Source organism: Aliidiomarina sp. (assembly GCF_047920995.1).
GTDB lineage: Bacteria > Pseudomonadota > Gammaproteobacteria > Enterobacterales > Alteromonadaceae > Aliidiomarina.
In genome coordinates this window covers 1-17,696 of sequence record NZ_JBLRWZ010000017.1, presented here as the reverse complement: position 1 = coordinate 17,696, position 17,696 = coordinate 1, and the positions used below count along the sequence as shown (strand labels likewise).

Annotated in this window: 16 protein-coding genes; 12 read left to right on the top strand and 4 right to left on the bottom strand. The window is 48.2% G+C overall.

Going from position 1 to position 17,696, the window contains the following annotated elements; all coding sequences use genetic code 11:
* Positions 1–4 precede the first annotated feature (4 nt).
* The 4 genes from trkA to def are packed head-to-tail and all read right to left on the bottom strand — an operon-like array spanning position 5 to position 4,255.
* On the bottom strand, positions 5–1,387 hold the full coding sequence (gene trkA, locus ACNA7P_RS06175) for a Trk system potassium transporter TrkA (RefSeq protein ID WP_416257747.1): 1,383 nt from the start codon (positions 1,385–1,387) through the stop codon (positions 5–7).
* Positions 1,388–1,389: 2 nt separating this feature from the next.
* A complete protein-coding gene (gene rsmB, locus ACNA7P_RS06170; RefSeq protein ID WP_416257746.1) occupies positions 1,390–2,751 on the bottom strand; it encodes a 16S rRNA (cytosine(967)-C(5))-methyltransferase RsmB in 1,362 nt (453 codons plus the stop codon).
* The gene (fmt, locus tag ACNA7P_RS06165; protein ID WP_416257745.1) at positions 2,748–3,731 is read right to left on the bottom strand and encodes a methionyl-tRNA formyltransferase; all 984 of its coding nucleotides are present in this window, start codon (positions 3,729–3,731) and stop codon (positions 2,748–2,750) included. The genes rsmB and fmt overlap by 4 nt, the downstream gene beginning before the upstream one ends.
* An 11-nt stretch (positions 3,732–3,742) precedes the next feature.
* Positions 3,743–4,255 carry a peptide deformylase gene (def, locus tag ACNA7P_RS06160; RefSeq protein WP_416257744.1) on the bottom strand — a complete coding sequence of 171 codons (513 nt, stop codon included), beginning with the start codon at positions 4,253–4,255 and terminating at the stop codon, positions 3,743–3,745.
* 196 nt (positions 4,256–4,451) lie between these two features.
* Between def and dprA the strand changes: the two genes are divergently transcribed.
* From dprA to ACNA7P_RS06100, 12 genes are all read left to right on the top strand, one after another.
* Positions 4,452–5,543, top strand: a complete 1,092-nt coding sequence (dprA, locus tag ACNA7P_RS06155; RefSeq protein ID WP_416257743.1) for a DNA-processing protein DprA — start codon at positions 4,452–4,454, stop codon at positions 5,541–5,543.
* Between the two features lie 5 nt (positions 5,544–5,548).
* On the top strand, positions 5,549–6,025 hold the full coding sequence (locus ACNA7P_RS06150; protein ID WP_416257742.1) for a DUF494 family protein: 477 nt from the start codon (positions 5,549–5,551) through the stop codon (positions 6,023–6,025).
* A gap of 67 nt (positions 6,026–6,092) precedes the next feature.
* On the top strand, positions 6,093–6,656 hold the full coding sequence (locus ACNA7P_RS06145) for a topoisomerase DNA-binding C4 zinc finger domain-containing protein (RefSeq protein WP_416257741.1): 564 nt from the start codon (positions 6,093–6,095) through the stop codon (positions 6,654–6,656).
* 54 nt (positions 6,657–6,710) lie between these two features.
* A complete protein-coding gene (locus ACNA7P_RS06140; RefSeq protein ID WP_416257740.1) occupies positions 6,711–7,289 on the top strand; it encodes a Sua5/YciO/YrdC/YwlC family protein in 579 nt (192 codons plus the stop codon).
* Positions 7,286–8,218: an oxygen-dependent coproporphyrinogen oxidase gene (hemF, locus tag ACNA7P_RS06135; protein WP_416257739.1), complete on the top strand. Its 933-nt coding sequence runs from the start codon at positions 7,286–7,288 to the stop codon at positions 8,216–8,218. Before ACNA7P_RS06140 ends, hemF begins: the two co-directional genes overlap by 4 nt.
* A 150-nt stretch (positions 8,219–8,368) precedes the next feature.
* Positions 8,369–8,947 carry an RNA polymerase sigma factor gene (locus ACNA7P_RS06130; protein ID WP_416257738.1) on the top strand — a complete coding sequence of 193 codons (579 nt, stop codon included), beginning with the start codon at positions 8,369–8,371 and terminating at the stop codon, positions 8,945–8,947.
* A complete protein-coding gene (locus ACNA7P_RS06125) occupies positions 8,944–10,038 on the top strand; it encodes a FecR family protein (protein ID WP_416257737.1) in 1,095 nt (364 codons plus the stop codon). Before ACNA7P_RS06130 ends, ACNA7P_RS06125 begins: the two co-directional genes overlap by 4 nt.
* Positions 10,039–10,175: 137 nt before the next feature.
* A complete protein-coding gene (locus ACNA7P_RS06120; protein WP_416257736.1) occupies positions 10,176–13,295 on the top strand; it encodes a TonB-dependent receptor in 3,120 nt (1,039 codons plus the stop codon).
* A 17-nt stretch (positions 13,296–13,312) separates the two neighbouring features.
* Complete coding sequence (locus ACNA7P_RS06115; RefSeq protein WP_416257735.1) at positions 13,313–14,512, top strand: M14 family metallopeptidase; 1,200 nt, start codon at positions 13,313–13,315, stop codon at positions 14,510–14,512.
* 114 nt (positions 14,513–14,626) lie between these two features.
* Positions 14,627–15,403 carry a hypothetical protein gene (locus tag ACNA7P_RS06110; protein ID WP_416257734.1) on the top strand — a complete coding sequence of 259 codons (777 nt, stop codon included), beginning with the start codon at positions 14,627–14,629 and terminating at the stop codon, positions 15,401–15,403.
* Positions 15,404–15,590: 187 nt separating this feature from the next.
* The gene (gene aroE / locus ACNA7P_RS06105) at positions 15,591–16,460 is read left to right on the top strand and encodes a shikimate dehydrogenase (RefSeq protein WP_416257733.1); all 870 of its coding nucleotides are present in this window, start codon (positions 15,591–15,593) and stop codon (positions 16,458–16,460) included.
* A 26-nt stretch (positions 16,461–16,486) separates the two neighbouring features.
* Positions 16,487–17,696: SLC13 family permease (locus tag ACNA7P_RS06100; protein WP_416257732.1), on the top strand; the 1,210-nt coding region annotated here is incomplete at its 3' end.

Below are 17,696 nucleotides of genomic sequence, written 5' to 3'. Positions count from 1 at the left end.
AGCCCTAGAAGTATAAGGCGCCTGGCGCAAATAAGCGTTCAATTTCATGCACGTATTTCTTATCTACTAAGAATAGAATAACGTGATCATCGGCCTGAATGAGCGTGTTATCGTGGGCTATTAATACCTCGCTGCCACGCACTACTGCACCAATGGTGGTGCCCGGCGGCAGTTTTAACTCGCTTACTTCTCTGCCTACCACTTGCGATGTTTTTTCATCGCCGCGCGCTACCGCTTCTATCGCTTCTGCGGCGCCACGGCGTAACGAATAAGCACTGGCAAAATCAGATCGATGAATATGCTTCAATAGTGCTGAAATAGTGGCTTGCTGGGGAGAAATGGCCACATCAATCTCACCGCCTTGTACCAAATCTACATAGGCGCTGCGTTGGATGAGTACCATGGTTTTCTTGGCGCCCATGCGTTTAGCGAGCAGGGCGGCCATAATATTCGCTTCATCATCATTGGTAACTGCGATAAAGGCATCAATATCCTCGATACGCTCTTCGCTAAGCATTGTTTGGTCTGTAGCATCACCAAGTAAAACGAGTGTTTTATTGCTGAGCTCTGCGCTCAATTGTTCGGCGCGATCTTGGCTAAGCTCGATCAGCTTAATACGATGGTTATCTTCCAGTTGCCGCGCTAAACCGGCACCAATGTTACCGCCACCCATAATCATGATGTTGCGGTAGCGCTCCTCTAGTGGTTGCAATTCTTCCATTACCACCCGAATATCTTTGCTATCGGCTACGAAAAATACTTCGTCATCTGCCTCAATAATGGTGCTTCCTAATGGCCGAATAGGGCGGCCTTGGCGGAATATGGCCGCAACTCGGGTATCAATATTAGGGATATGTTTACGCAACGCAGCGATAGCGTGGCCAACTAACTTGCCGCCATAGGAGGCTCTTACGGCAACCAAGCTTACTTTGCCTTCTGCAAATTCAATTACCTGTAGTGCCCCGGGGTAATCAATTAAGCGCTTTATGTAAGTAGTTACTAACTGCTCGGGTGATATAATATGATCTACAGGAAGTTGTTCTTTACGAAACAGCTGATCGTGATATTTGGTGTATTGCTCTGAGCGCACGCGGGCGATTTTTAGTGGCGTGTTAAAAATGCTATGGGCTACTTGGCAAGAAAGCATGTTCACTTCATCTAAGCTACTTACCGCAATGAGCATATCGGCATCATCTGCCCCTGCTTGCCGCAATACATCAGGATGCGCACCGTTCCCCTGAACCACTCGTAAATCATGTTTATCTTGCAACTGGCTCAGCAATACGCGGTTTTGATCGATAACCGTTACCTCGTTGCGTTCGCTTACTAGGCTTTCCGCAAGTGTGGCGCCTACTCGGCCAGCTCCAACAATAATCACTTTTTTCATAGTTAGGTGCGCTTCTGTAACAAGAAATAATAAAAACCATCACCGCCTTCGGCATTAGGCAGTAGTTGCCAACCTGTAGCGGCCGAATCTGCAATACCCGCAATAGGAACTGCTTCAGCATCATTCACTGTAGCTAGAAATTGTTGAATTTGCAGCTTATTTTCTTCAGGCAATACAGAGCAGGTAGCATACAGTAATTGGCCGCCGGGTTTTAAAAGTTGCCATTGTGCTTGCAATATCTGTTGCTGCAAGGCTACCAGCGTATCGATATCATCAGCCCTGCGTAACCATTTAATATCCGGATGGCGACGAATAACACCCGTGGCAGAGCAGGGTGCATCAAGCAAAATGCGATCAAATAATTGGCCGTTCCACCATCCCATGGGTTGGCTGGCATCGCCACACACCACATCCGCCTGTACTTGCATACGGGCTAAATTATCGTGTACTCGTTGCAAGCGGCTAGCATCGGCATCTAAGGCAGTAACTTGAATGTTTGCATACCGCTCTAGCAAATGCACTGTTTTACCGCCGGGTGCTGCACAGGCGTCCAATACGCGCATCCCGGCCTCTGCCTGTAGCAGATGAGCGGCAAATTGAGCGGAACGATCTTGCACGGATACATGGCCTTCGCTAAAGCCGGGTAATTGCGTTACATCTGCACCCTGAAGTAGGCGAATTGCTGCATGTTCACTGGCAAAACCAGTGGGCAGTTGGCTATCGAGTTCGGCGGCAATGCCTTCAGCGTGTAGTAACGCGAGGTATTCCGCGCTGGTGTAGTGCTGGCTATTCACTCGCAGCCAGAACGGCGGCGGTTGGTTGTTTGCCGCGCAAATGGCGGGCCAAGTATCGGGATAGGCGTTTTGTAATCGCTTCACTAACCAACTCGGATGCCCATGCAACAATGCTGGGCTCAGTGCAGCTTGGTTCGCGAGTTGTTTTTCCAGGCTCTCTTGTTGGCGCTGATAGGCGCGTAACACAGCATTTACCATCCCTTTAAGGTTTTTTTGCCGAACTTGTGTGCACGCCTCTACTGTTTCGGCGATCGCCGCGTGGGCTGGCACGCGCATATCGCGCAGCTGGCAAAGCCCTACTAAGAGGATATAGTGCACAATCCGAACTTTGCTTTTCAGTGGTTTTTCAATCAGCTGCGAGATCAGCCATTCATATGCAGGGAGTTGGCGCAACACTTGGTAGCAAATAGCTTGGGCAAATGCCCGTTCACTTTGCGTTAAGCGCTCTGTTCCGCTAGCTGTTTCGTTAGCTGTTTCGTTAGGTATGGCTTGGCTGAGTGAGCGCCCGTTGTGCAGTACTTGCTGCAATATACGGGCAGCGGCAGCGCGAGAGGGCGCTGCTTTACTCATTGCGAATCACCAGTATTGTTGGTTGAATCTGGAGGTAGTAATTGCGTACTCGGCGCAAACCAATCGGCGCGCGCATTGAGTAAATCGGCTACGGGCATAGTTTTCTTGCCTGCTGGTTGCAGCTGTAATAAGCGTATAACACCTTCGCCACAGGCTACATCAATGCCTTGTTTGCTGCTTTCGATAATTGTACCCGCAGCAGCATTGCTGGTAGATGCAAGTACTTCTGCTTGCCATACTTTCAGCGGCGCATCGGGATGCGCGGGGTGGCTGAACGTACTGCCCGGCCAAGGGTTGAATGCGCGAATACAGCGCTCGATAAAACCGGCGCTTTGCTGCCAATCGATAATGCCTTCTTCTTTGCTTAGTTTCTTTGCATATGTAGCTTTGCTATCTTCCTGGGCAGCCGCATAAGTATCGCCGGTTTTCATGCTTCGCAAGGTTTCCACTAAGGCGAGAGGGCCAAGTTTTGCGAGCTTTTCATAGAGCGAAGCGGAGGTATCTGATTTTTCGATGGAAATGCGCGATTTTGCAAGCATTGGGCCGGTATCCAACCCTTCGTCCATTTGCATAATGGTAACGCCGGTTTCACTATCGCCAGCCCAAATGGCGCGCTGAATAGGAGCAGCGCCGCGCCATCGTGGTAATAGCGAACCATGCACATTTACGCAACCTAAGCGCGGCGCAGCTAGCACGGGTGCTGGTAAAATAAGGCCATAGGCAACCACTACCATTACATCTGCTTGTAACTCGGCGAGCTCAGCTTGGGCCTGCTGGGTTTTTAAATTCTCGGGCTGAAAAACCGGCAGGTTGCGCGCAAGTGCTAATTCTTTTACGGCACTGGCCTGCAGCTTCTTGCCTCGGCCAGCTGGGCGATCGGGTTGCGTATAAACGGCAACCACTTGCATATCTTCCGCTTCAATTAGTGCGGCTAAATGGCGTGCTGCAAAATCCGGCGTGCCGGCAAAAATGATACGCACTAATGTATTCCTTAATCTAATTTAGCAGCCAAGCGCGCTTCTTTTTCCAGCTTTTTGCGAATCCGATCGCGCTTCAACGGCGATAAGTAATCAACAAACAATTTGCCGTTCAGATGATCAATTTCGTGCTGAATACAAATGGCTAATAACCCCTCAGCTTCACGTTCGAAGGTATCACCATTCTTATCGAGTGCACGTACTTTTATCTTTCCAGCGCGCTCCACTTTGGCATACACATTTGGAAAACTTAAACAGCCTTCCTCATTCTCATGCAACCCATCACGCTCGATAATTTCTGGGTTAATAAAGGTGAGTGGTTCATTGCCATTTTCGCTGCAATCAGCAATAAACAAACGCTTGTGCACATTCACTTGGGTAGCCGCCAAGCCCACACCTTGCGAGCCATACATCGTTTCGAACATATCCTCGATAATTCCGCGCAGGGCATCATCCACCTGCTCAACGGGTTTGGCTACGGTGCGAAGGCGCTCATCTGGATATCGCAAAATTGTCATTACTGCCATGATTTATACTCTCTACTTGTTCGTAAGGTGCTGCCTATAGCACGCGGATACGAGTTCTTCATTCGAATAGCTTAATTTTAGCAAGAAGATCGCTGAATTGTCAGAGTTTCTCTTGCTCAGCGAAGAATCCTTTCTATATTCCTAGTTCTTATACCAAATATGGTGCTGCAGGCACCAAAATACAAGGACGTATGCTATGCATTGTATCGATTGGGATCATCGAATGATTAGCCAATGGCTGAGTTTACAACGAGCGCCGGTAAAACTGCGCCGCGAGATACTTACATGGTGGCAGCAAACCGGCGAACAGCAAATTCCACTTTCCCATACAGCGAGCCTACCAACAGCGCCTTGCGCGGAAGTGCAGCGAGTATTTGATTGGTTAGGCGAGAGTAGTAGCCATTTCCTGCTCAGTTACCACTGCGCAGATTATCCGCAATCGCTGCGGGAAATTTACCGGCCGCCTATTCTGTTGTTTGGGATTGGCGATAAAGCACTGCTGAACCATCGTTTACTGGCTGTAATAGGTAGCCGTAAAGCCTCGCCGCTAGCACTTTCACTTACCGAAGCCATGGTTACTGATTTATGTAAGGCAGGCTGGGGGATTGTGAGCGGTATGGCGCTTGGTATTGATGGTTTGGCACACCGAACGGCACTAGGAATGCAGTTGCCAACGATAGCGGTACTGGGTTGTGGCCCAGATCTCAATTACCCACCGCGGAACCGCGCTCTGCGCCAAGAAATATGTGCCCAAGGGGTGGTGCTAAGTGAATACATGCCCGGTACACCGGCGAAAACTGAACATTTTCCGGCCAGAAACCGTATAATAAGTGGCATTAGTGCAGGGGTGTTGGTTGCCGAAGCGAATATGCGTAGTGGCTCGTTAATTACCGCGCGCTACGCCATTGAGCAAGGGCGGGAAGTGTTTGCGATTCCCGGGCCGGTGCCGCACCCCGGTAGTGCAGGGTGTCATTTATTAATTCAGCAAGGCGCTAAACTCGTTACTTGCGCGGCCGATATAATAAATGAATTACCCAGTTGGCCAGCAAATACTGCAGCAAATGGCCAGCAACAGTTAGAATTAGCAACTAAATCTGGGGAAAGTGTGCCGAAGCTATTGGCAAACGCAGAATTATTGGCTAACGTGGGTTATGAAACCACATCATTTGATTGGCTGTTACAGCAAACAAATGAATCGGTTTCTGAAGTAGTGAACCAGCTCATCAGTTTAGAGTTGGATGGATGGATTAAAACAGTGCCTGGCGGCTACGTTAGGGTGAGGAGGTGAGAGTTATGTTTGATATCCTCATGTACTTGTTTGAGAACTACGTCCATTCTGAAATGGAAGTGGTAGTAGACCACGATGAACTAACTGACGAGCTTACTCGCGCAGGTTTCCGAGAACCGGAAATCGATAAGGCGCTCGCTTGGTTAGAGCGCTTGGCTGATTTACAAGACAGCCAAGAGAATCCGTACTTGGTGCAAAGTGCACCAGCGGCATCGTTTCGGGCATACACTCCAGAAGAGCAAGCACGGCTGGATGTGCAATCGCGAGGATTTTTACTGTACCTAGAACAAATAGGTGTACTTGATTTTACCACCCGAGAAATGGTGGTTGATCGGGTTATGGAGCTCGATACGCCGCAATTTTTACTCGAAGATTTGAAATGGGTAATTTTGATGGTGTTGTTTAATGTTCCTGGCCATGAAGATGCCTATTCACAAATGGAAGAGCTCTTGTTCGAAGAGCCTACTGGGTACATGCACTAAGTGACCAGGGGTGCGCCCCTGGTTACGAGATGTTTCGCATTACCTTGCTACTAAACCTGCGAACAAAATGACATCAAAGCACCTATTTTCTGCAAACCAAGCCACTAATATTCGCAAAGAGCCTTGTCCGCGTTGTGGCGGAGAGGTGCGCATGAAACACATTGGCCAGAACTCGTTTTGGGGGTGTAGCCAATATCCGCAGTGCGAATACACCCAATCATTGCATGAAACGGGTGATTTCGAGCCACAAGAGCTACCGGGCGAAAACTGTCCTGAGTGCGGTTCGGGCTTATTGCTGAAAAAAGGCCGCTACGGCTTATTTATCGGCTGCAGCGCCTTTCCAACTTGCCATTTTATGCTGGATCCAACTGCCGATCCAACGCCACAAAGTGAATCTCCTGTGTGCCCTGCATGCGCAGTGGGCCATCTGCACGTGCGCACGAATCGGCAAGGAAAACAGTTTTATGCCTGCGATGCTTATCCGCAATGTAAATATGCCTTGAATGAAGAACCGGTGGCGAAAACATGCCCAGATTGCGGCTGGGGTGTGTTAGTGAAGCGGGATTCGGCAGCAGGGGTGCGGTTGCGTTGCCCACAAAAATTATGCGGCTACAAATCGGAACCGTTATAATCTAACCGAAGCTGTTACCCTAAAACCATATACCCCTAATGAATGAGATAAACGATGTTGGAAGCTCCGTTGGATAACGCGCATGATGAATATGCCGGCGCGCGTAAAGCGATACAAAACCATGGCATTATTGCGTACCCTACCGAAGCGGTATTTGGCCTAGGTTGTGCACCCTACGATGAACTTGCGGTGCGTAAGCTATTGGCATTAAAAAAACGGCCAGAGCACAAAGGCGTTATTCTTATTGCGGCTGATTATAGCCAGCTACTTGATTATGTAGATGATAAAAAAATCCCCCAAGATAAGCGCTTTACGGTGTTTCAACATTGGCCGGGGCCTATTACCTTAGTATTACCAGCGCGCCCTGAGGTACCGCGCTATCTGCGCGGTGATTTCGATACCATTGCTGTGCGAGTTACGGCGTTTGAACCCGTGCGGAAGCTTTGCCGGGCATTAAACACACCGTTAGTTTCTACGAGTGCGAACTATGCTGGCGAAGAACCATTGCGGAATGCCGAAGATGTGTATGCGCAAATGGACAGTGATATTGATTGGATTATGGCCGGCGATACCGGTGGCAGAGCCAGCCCAAGTATTATTCTAAATCCACTAACCGGTGAGGTGTTACGGTGAAGGAACATGTTTATTTAGAGCGGGTAAAAGAATACTTGCAGCAGCTGCAAGATAATATCTGCGCTGAGTTAGAAATTGCCGATAGCCAGGGCAAATTTGTTGAAGATAGCTGGGTGCGCGAGCTAGGCGGCGGTGGCCGTTCTCGGGTGCTGAAAAATGGTGCAGTAATCGAGCAAGGTGGCGTTAATTATTCCCATGTATTTGGTGAATCGATGCCGGCTTCAGCTACAGCGCATCGGCCGGAACTTGCTGGCCGCAGCTTTAATGCTTGTGGTGTTTCTTTGGTAATTCATCCGCATAATCCGCATATTCCCACTTCCCATGCCAACGTACGTTTTTTTATTGCCGAAAAGCCAGGCGAGGAGCCGGTTTGGTGGTTCGGAGGTGGTTTCGATCTCACGCCGTTTTATCCCTACGATGAGGATATTGAGCATTGGCACAAAACAGCCAAAGCCGCTTGTGAACCGTTTGGGGCTGAATATTACCCAGAGTACAAAGCGTGGTGCGATCGTTACTTCTATTTGCCGCATCGCAATGAAACACGTGGCGTAGGCGGTTTGTTTTTTGATGATTTAAACACTAATCCCGCAGGTGAGCTTGATTTTGAACACGCTTTTGCCTTGATGCGTTCCATTGGTGATCAATACACTAAAGCATATGTGCCAATAATGGAGCGCCGCAAGGATACGCCAAGTACTGAGCAGCAACGGCAGTTTCAGCTGTATCGCCGAGGCCGGTACGTAGAATTTAACCTAGTATACGATCGCGGAACCTTATTTGGCCTGCAAACAGGAGGCCGTACAGAATCGATTTTAATGTCGATGCCGCCGTTAGCGCGCTGGGAGTATATGTACCAAGCGGAATCAGGTTCGGCCGAAGCTCGTTTGCAACATTATTTACAGCCAAAAAATTGGTTAGCACAGGAGTAGCTGTTGTGCTGCTATGCTTGGGAGAGCTAGCCCGCAAGTTAGTATTGCCGTAATCATGTGAATTATTTTTGGAGGTTTTTTCGTGTTGCTGCGTATATATTAAGTAGCGATATCCTCCCGGATCCGCTAAAAACAGTGAGAGCTTAAACGGTGTTAAAACCTGTTAGTGTAAAGCAACAAGCTAGCCACAAATTAATTGAGCGTTTACTTGCGGAGCACGATATGGCAATTCGCCGGTTTATTCGCATAAAAACCGGCGGCAATCAAGATTGTGATGATGTGATGCAAGATTTATATGTGCGCTTAAGCCAAATAGACGATTTACCTGCGCGTATGGCCGATAGGTTAGATACCGCCCGCAGCTATTTGGTGCAAATAGCCAATCATTTATTGATTGATAGGGCGCGCAGAGAAATTAGCCGTTGCCGTGATTTGCATAGCAGTATTGAAACGATTGAAAATGAACCTGCTAGCGCAATCCATGAGCCGGAACGTAGCCTGATGAACAAACGTAAGTTACAGTTAATTGATAAGGCTCTCATGCGTTTAAAGCCTGAGCACCGTAAGGCTTTTTTGCTGCACAGAGTTGAAGGCCTAAGCTATCGGCAAATTAGCGATCAGCTTGCGGTTTCGGTGAGCACAATAGAGAAATATATATCAGCGGCACTGGTGGCTATTCGGAGTGAATTAGCGCGTAGTGAAATGCCGCAGGCAGGGTGGAAACCATGAATAAGGAAGCTGTACGCGCGCAAGCCGCTATGTATGTTACGCGGTTACATTCGGGTGAAATTACCGCAGGCGAGGAATGGCGTATTAATGAATGGTTACAAACTCCAGAACATCAGGCTGAATTTGATGCGATGTTGGCCACTTGGGATTTAACTGAGCAGCTGTATCAATCGCCCAAGCCAGCCATAAAACCACGGTTTAATTGGCACTGGCTAGGTGCAGGTTTGGCAGTGGCAGCAAGTGCTTTGCTGGCCTGGGTTTGGGTATTGCCACAAATATCACCTCATGCCCATCAATCAACATGGCCTGTTGCGAGTGAACAACGTGTGGATCCTGCGCCAGTAATACATCCAATTACCTTTGATCACTTTCGGATTACTGAAATTGAATTAGCTAGCCAAGAAGAAACGTTAGCGTTTCTCTCTGATATTGGCGAAGTTCGCCATATTAACTTAACCGATGGTAGCGTTATTTCACTGAATACCAATACGAAGCTGCAGGTAACCTTTACCGATAACGAACGCTTGGTAGAATTAATTCGGGGTGAAGCATTTTTTGATGTGGCGCACGATGTTGAAAGGCCATTCATTATCAACACCGGCGAACAACGTATTCGGGTTTTAGGTACGCAGTTCAATGTGCGCATGCGCGAAGATGAGGCTATTTTACAGGTATCAGTGGTACAGGGGCGGGTATCAGTGCAACCGCAGCGCGCGCAAGCGGTTACCGCTATCGGCGAACCAACAAATCCAGTACCGGCGGAAGAAAATTTACTGAATGCTGGTGATATTGGTGCATTTGGACCAGAAAATAAAATTGTTAGCCAAAATGAACTTCAATATGTAAGTGCAACGCAGAGTTGGCGGCACGGTGTATTTCGTTTCGAGAATGAATCATTAGAGCAGGTAGTGAACGAGTTAAACCGTTACCGAAATCAAAGAATTCAGATTATAGATGCGGAAGCGAATGCGTTGCGCATTAGTGGCGTGTTTCATTTAAAGAACGGTGAAAATATTCTACTGGCGTTAGAAAGCTCGTTGCCGATTCGGATTGAGCGGGAAAATGATAACGTTTTTGTTCATATACGTTGATTTGCAGCAGCGCTGTAACAGGGTGATGAAGTTGCGGATTTAGCCACCTTAACAACAATAGTAAAAAAATTGGAGGGGTTTGGGTTCGCTTCCGTATTAACGAATAACAATAAAAAAACAACAACGGGAACCCTACCATGAAGCGTTTAAACCGCAAGTTGAATTACCTTACGTGCTGCACGTTACTGGCACTCGGTGCTGGTGTTGCAGCTAGCGTAAGCACGCCGGCTTATGCCCAGATAGCAGAAGAATCTACCCCTTATGAATTAAGTATTCCTGCCCAACGCACGAGCTCGGCCTTGTTAGAGCTAGCAGAAGCTACCGGTGTACAAATTGTGTTTACCCCCGATTTAACCCGTGGCCAAAACTCTGAAGCCCTGGAGGGTAGCTATTCGGTAACAGAAGCCTTAACTGCGCTTTTACGCGGCACTGGATTAGGATACACCAACACAGGTGAAACTACTTATGTGGTGAGCCGAGCCGCACAATCATCGGGTAACCGCGTACAAAGCGGTTTTGCTGATCAAGTGGCTTCCGCGCAAGGTGAGAATAGCCGTGATAGCGTAGAACGCATTCAAGTAGTAGGTACTAATATTCGTGGTGCACGGGCGGCGGGCAATTTACCTGTAACTATTTTGAGCGAAGAAGATATTCGCGACACTGCCGCGGCTACGGGTGATGAGCTAATGCGCTCAATTCCGCAAGTAGGCGATATTAGCTTCAATAATGAACGTACGATTGGGGGTGTTAATGATGCCCGCGGTGATGTTGCTTCTATTAATTTACGTGGCATTGGTACCGGTAACACCTTAACGTTGCTGAATGGCCGCCGATTGGTATTGCATCCTGGCACGCAAACAGAAAACTTTGTGCCGGTTACCACGGTAAATTCGAACACCCTACCGGTTGCGGGTTTACGCAGATTAGAAGTGCTACGTGATGGTGCTGCGGCACTGTATGGCACCGATGCCATTGCCGGGGTAATTAACTATGTGCTTAAAGACGATGTAGATACTACTACCCTGAACTTAACTTATGGCCACTCAGAAGGTACTTCATTAGATCAATTAACTTTCAACGCTTCTTCGGGATTTAGTTTTAATGATGAGAAAAGCCATTTGTCGCTATCATTTGCCTATTATGATAGAAGCGCAATGCCGGCATCGGAGCGCTGGTATGCTGCGGATCAAGATCGCCGTTTTGCGCCAGGCATTCCCGAACAATATCAAGGTAACACTGCTCTAGATAACCGCACGCTGTCGAGTATTTGGGGTATTTTTAATGGCCCAGGATTAGGCACCTTCCACATTCGCCCAGAAGAGATGGGCAACTGTTTTGAAGTACTGGAAAATGGCGTGTGCGCCGCCAGCGGAAGCTTGCCTAGAGATTTGTATTATGACCCTGCGATTGCCGATCAAACCTTGAGCTCGGCAGTAGAGCGTTACAATTTGTATGCGTATTACACCCAAGAGCTTAATAGCACTACCGAGCTCTTTGGTGAAGCGTTGTATTACTCGGCAGAATCACGGCGCTTGCGAGAACAAAACGCTAATTTAACCGCTCAACGCTTTACCATTAACGCTGATGCGGCGGTAAATCCGTTTGGTGTAAATGTTCAATTAAGAAACTTTCGCCCTATTGATACCGGCCAACGGCGAGTGGTAGTTGATGATACCAGCTATCGATTACTGGCTGGTTTACGTGGGTTTCGTGATTTATGGGATTGGGAAACTGCGGTGCTGTATTCCCGCGCCGATACCTTAGATACTGCCTACAATCGCATTGATATGAACGCCTTTTATGCGGCAGTGAATCAAACCGATATTAATCAGGCCTATAACCCATTTATCGGTGGCAATCTGGCTAATGTAAATAGTGGTTTTGGCGCTCGTAATAGCGATGCAGTAATTGCTGCAATTACTACCGATGTTACGCGCGATAGCATGAGTGAGTTAGCTTTGTGGGATTTTAAAATATCAAACCCGGCTATCGTTGAGTGGTACGCCGGTGATATTGGTATGGCTGCTGGAGTAGAATATCGCTACGAAGGTTATGCAGATGATCGTGATGATTTGCTGGATGGTACTCGGCCATTTGTTAACCCAACCACTGGCGCATTAATTTCCGATTCGGGTGTTATGGGTAGTAGCGCTACTCCTGATGCGAGTGGTAGCCGAAATGTTATCTCGGCTTACACCGAGTTTTTGGTGCCACTGCATGAAACGGTTGATATGCAAGTTGCTCTGCGCCATGAAAATTTTTCTGATGTAGGCAGCGTTACCAAGCCTAAATTAGCGCTTAGTTGGGTACCAGCCAATTGGTTGCAGCTGCGCGGCTCTTATGCCGAAGGCTTTCGTGCACCAAACCTTCCTCAGGTTGTAGAGCAAGGGGTTACTCGTTCTAATACCCGCACCGATCCCGTTATTGACCGTCGTTATAGCGTTGCAGAAGTTCGCGGTGGTAACACTACGTTAGCGCCAGAAGATTCTAAAACGTTAAGTTATGGGTTTGCGGTAGCCCCGATTGAGAATTTATTAATTACGGTTGATTGGTGGAACATTGAGCAAACGGGCGTGATTGGCATTCTGAATAGCCAAACCCACTTACTCTACGATTCTTTGTTGCGTTCAGAAGGCTCACGTAATGAGGCTGTGGTGCGTAACGATGAATTAGAAGTTGTGTTTGTGGAAAACCAATACAGTAACTTAGATGTGCGCGAAATTAGCGGTGTCGATTTTAGCGTTGCGTATCGCTGGGATACGCGTATTGGTCGGTTTGATTGGAAACTAAATGCGGCTCACTTGAGTAAGTTTGAGCAAACGCCAGACCCGATTAGTGCGATTGTATTGGCTGCGCAAGCTGAAGGAAACCCAGCAGTTCCGGTTGATATTTCGGTAGTAGGCGCGGGTGATTTATTGCGTATGAATGGCAACCCGAAATGGCGTGGCTTTAGTTCTCTTAACTGGCGCAACAATAATTGGGGTGCGGGTGTTCGGGCCAATTATGTAAGTGATTTTTACGAAACGAGTGTAAATGTTGCCGGCGAGCCCATGGGCATTCCAAGCTGGTCTACCATTGATGTATTTGTTGATTATCGGTTCCGTTCTGGGCTGCTTGATGGCTCTCGTTTGCGAGTTGGCGCCCGCAATATTGGCAACGAAGATCCACCTATTGCAGATGAAAGTTTCGGCTATTTCTCGAACGTTCATTCTAACCGTGGCCGTTATTGGTACATGAATTACACCTATTCGTTTTAAGTGAAGTAACTATGCATATGTGGAAAAAATTACTCACGCTACTCTTTTTGAGTAGCGTGGGGATGGCTAGCCATTTCGTGGCGGCCAGCCAAACAGCAGTAACAACAGATTGTGAGTTTACTACAGTGCGTTTCGTTACGGATTTTTCTATGGGCCGCTTAGATGGTTGTGAGCAGGTAGCGGAACACCGTTTTGTGTTGCACTTACGGCCAGAAAACACGCCGATTAACCCAAGCCCGTGGTATGCTTTTCGGGCCGAAAACTTAACCGATAGCGTGCAAGAAATACAAATCACCTTGCAATCCCACAATGGGCCAGCGCGGTATTTGCCGAAAGCTAGCGTAGATAAGCAGCGTTGGCTGCCAGTGGCGCACAGAAGCAATGATAATCGCCTGCAATTTCAGCTGGCTTTGCAACCTGCAACGCCGCTTTATATTGCTGGCCAAGAAATTATTGATAATCGCGCGTATACCCGCTGGTTAGCTAGTTTAGCTCAAGAAGATGCGCAAGAAATACTTACCCTAGGTTATAGCACCGAAGGTAGGCCGCTGCCGGCATTGATGCATTATGCCGATGGTAATAGCCCGAGTAACAACCCGCCGCAATGGTTGGTGCTTATTGGCCGGCAACACCCACCAGAAATCACCGGGGCATTGGCTATGTTACATTTCACTAACTGGTTGTTTAGTGACGATGAGCTAGCTAACCGATTCCGCGCTCGTTTTAACATTCTGGTGGCGCCGAATATGAACCCAGATGGGGTACAAGCGGGCAACTGGCGCCACACGAGTACTGGCTTGGATATGAATCGTGATTGGCGGCAGCGCACGCAACCGGAAACTCAGGCCTTGCATGCGATGCTCGAGCAGCTGGTGGATAATGGTGAAGAATTAGTATTTGCTCTCGATTTCCATTCTACTTGGCGGAATATTTATTACACTATGCCAGCAAGCTATGTGAATGTGGCAGGCAATCGTTTATATAACCGCAATTTTGTTGATCAGTGGTTAGCTCAGCTGGAAAAAGAGATTAACTGGGAAGTAGTGAACCGTCCCGGACACAACCAAGATAGCGGTGTGTTTAAGCAATATATGGCCGATGCGTTTGGCATTCATGCGGTAACTTACGAAGTAGGTGATAACACCGATCGAGAAGAAATTAAGATAACTGCTGAAAAAGCGGCTCGAGTTATGGCTCAACAAATGCTGCAGCAGTAGGAATTGCTTCTCCCGGAGCGTTGCATTGATGAATATAAACGCCAGCACTTGCCAGTGCTGGCGTTTAATATTATTCTGGATTCGAATAAAAATTAATCGAATCTAGGGGCTTTCATGGCTAGCAATTTATTTCTTCTTATTATCGTTGTTATCGTAATTGTGTTTTTGGCGCGCAGAGTGTTTATGAAACCAGGCTCTGGAGCTACGGTAGACGCTGAGCCGGTAACAAAATCAAGCGCACAGATTGAAGCCGAAGTGGCTGAGAAAGAGCAAACAATTGCGGAAAAAGCCGCTAGCGTTGCTGAAAATATTGAATCTTCGGCGAAAGAAGGAAAATCTTCGGCGCAGAACACAACTAAGAACACAACTAAGAACGCAACTAAGAGCGCAAGCAAGCCCGCAACCAAGAAAGTAGCCAAAAAAGCAGCGCCAAAATCAGTAAGCAAAGATGTAGACCCGGTTATCGATAGTGGTGATAAATCACAACCATCACCGATTGGTGCGGAACTGCCAGATGAAATTGCTAGCCCAGTGGCTGAACTTGAGAAAAGCAAAGATCCCCTAGCGCGGCATCGTTTGTATCAGCAAATTACCGAATCAAGCTACAAGAACCGTACTGATGCAGCATGGCGGCAGATTAGCAAAACCTTCTCTAACCAGCACATCAGTGAATTTGCGGACATCTTGAAGCCACTTAAGAAAGCGAACGGCGGCTCTTTACCGCAAGTGCTTACATTCCAGAATTATGCAACGTTGCTTGCGGAAGACAAGCAATACGATGAGGCCATTGCAGTATGTGAAAAAGCCTTGGAGTTTGGTTTAGATGATAAAACCAAAACCGGTTTCGCTGGCCGCATTGAACGTATTCGTAAGCAAAAAGCGAAAGGTTAATTTTTTAATTATCGCAACTAAGAAGGAAGGGCTGTGGCGTGGGCTGCGGCCCTTTTTCATGCCGATTACGAAAACCCGGCAAAAATACGTTATGATTTGCTGAATTAGTGGTTGCATATTGTGCCCTTGATAGGGATTCGATCGCAGGTACCCAAGCATATTTTCCAACAACTAGGTTGCACTGTATATGAAGCTCGCTGTTTTTGGCAGCCCTATTGCCCATAGCCGCTCGCCACAGATTCATCAGGCGTTTGCAGCACAACATGGCCGGCAAATTGAGTACACTCGTATTCTAGCCGAGCCGGAAAGTTTTCCAGCGATCTTTGCGCGATTTCAGGTAGCCGGTGGCGCAGGCGCAAACGTAACGGTGCCGCTAAAAGAGCTTGCATTGCAGTTATGTGATCAGCTTAGCTTGCGCGCAGAGCAAGCCGGCGCAGTAAATACCTTAATTAAGCAAGGTGAGTTGTGGTTGGGGCATAATACCGATGGCGATGGTTTAGTGGCAGACCTCCTGCGCCATGGCCTTAGCTTGCAAAATGCGCGGGTGCTTCTGGTGGGAGCGGGTGGCGCCATTCGTGGTGTGTTAGGGCCTTTTGTAGATGCGGGTTGCCAGCATATCCACATTGTTAACCGAACCGCCCGTAAGGCCGATACCTTGGCACGAGAATGGCAAACGCGGTTAACGGCTGCTGCCGGCGCCACCGGATCAGCGGTAACTTCTAAGCTGGCGCCGCCGAGAATTACCAGTGGTGGCTTGCCAACAGCTGCGGGTGAGTGGGATATGATTATTAATGGCACCTCTAGTGGGCTTAGTAACCAGCGGCCCGAGTTACCGGAAGGTGCCTTACAAGAGCATCCTTTTTGCTACGATATGGTGTATGGCAGCGAGTTACCGCCCTTTTTGCTTTGGGCACAAGCCCATAATTGTGCGATTGCTGATGGTTTAGGAATGTTAGTTGAGCAAGCGGCCCTTAGTTATTTTCAGTGGACCGGGGATGTACCAAATACGCAAGCGGTGCTAGATTCAATGCGAAGCGATTTAACGCGCGGCGAATAGCTGCGGTATAGGGAAGAGAGCGCCGTATGACAACACCACAATTGGCTATTCTTGGCATTTTACTAGTAACCTTGATTATGTTTATTTGGGGGCGCTGGCGCCATGACATAATTGCTCTAGGCGCACTGCTTGCTTGTGTGGTATTTGGTTTGGTGCCAGGCCCCGAAGCGTTCTATGGATTTGGCCATCCTGCGGTGATAACCGTTGCTTGTGTATTAGTGCTAAGTGCAACGTTGCAACTTACCGGCGCGATTGATGTGGTGGCGCATAAACTTACGCCCACTTCCGGTGGTGCAATCACCACGATTGCGGCGCTCACCGGGCTTGCAGCTGTGCTCTCAGCGTTTATGAACAATGTAGGTGCTCTTGCGCTACTCATGCCGATTGCGATTCAACTGGCCGCAAAAAATGGTATGCCAGCAGGAAGGGTGCTGATGCCGGTGGCATTTGGTTCAATTTTAGGAGGCATGACCACGCTAATAGGTACTCCGCCGAATCTTATTGTTTCTGGCTATCGGGCAGAATCGTTAGGCACTGGCTATCAGATGTTTGATTTTGCCCCCGTGGGTATATTGGTGGCCTTAGCGGGTGTGGCGATTATCGCGATTGGTGGTTGGCGGTTAGTACCAAAACGTGAACGAACCGATGCGGAAGGTTTTGATACAGGTAAATATCTTACGGAAGTACGTGTTACCGAAGATGGCAAAGCGAATGGCATGTTAATTCGCGAGCTAGATGAAAAACTGCAAGATTCAGAAGGTGAAATTATTGGCATGGTGCGCGATAAAGTGAAGGTAGTGCACCCCTACGGTTACCAGCGCTTGAGCAAAGGTGATTTACTGATCATTAAAGCCGAGCCAGAAACCTTGAGCCAAGCGATTAGCGTGCTCGGTTTACGTTTGGTTGATAATGTAAAACCGCCAAAGCCCGATGAGCACAAAGGCGAAGATGATATTGCGGAAATCCATCAGGTTGATGAAGAATTCGAAGAACGTCCGCAATGGGTGGATAGAAAAGTAACTGCCTATGGCAAATATACTCTGCGTGGCGGTTTAACCAGCCGCGCCGATGCGGATTCGGTGGCTCGAGCTTCCGATGATAGCGAAGTAGTATTAGTTGAAATGGTGGTGATGCCGGATTCCGCCTTAATTGGTAATACCGCTGCGGAACTGCGCTTGCGCAGCCGGTTAGGGCTAAATTTATTGGCCATGTCGTTCAAGGGTAATCAGCGCGTTA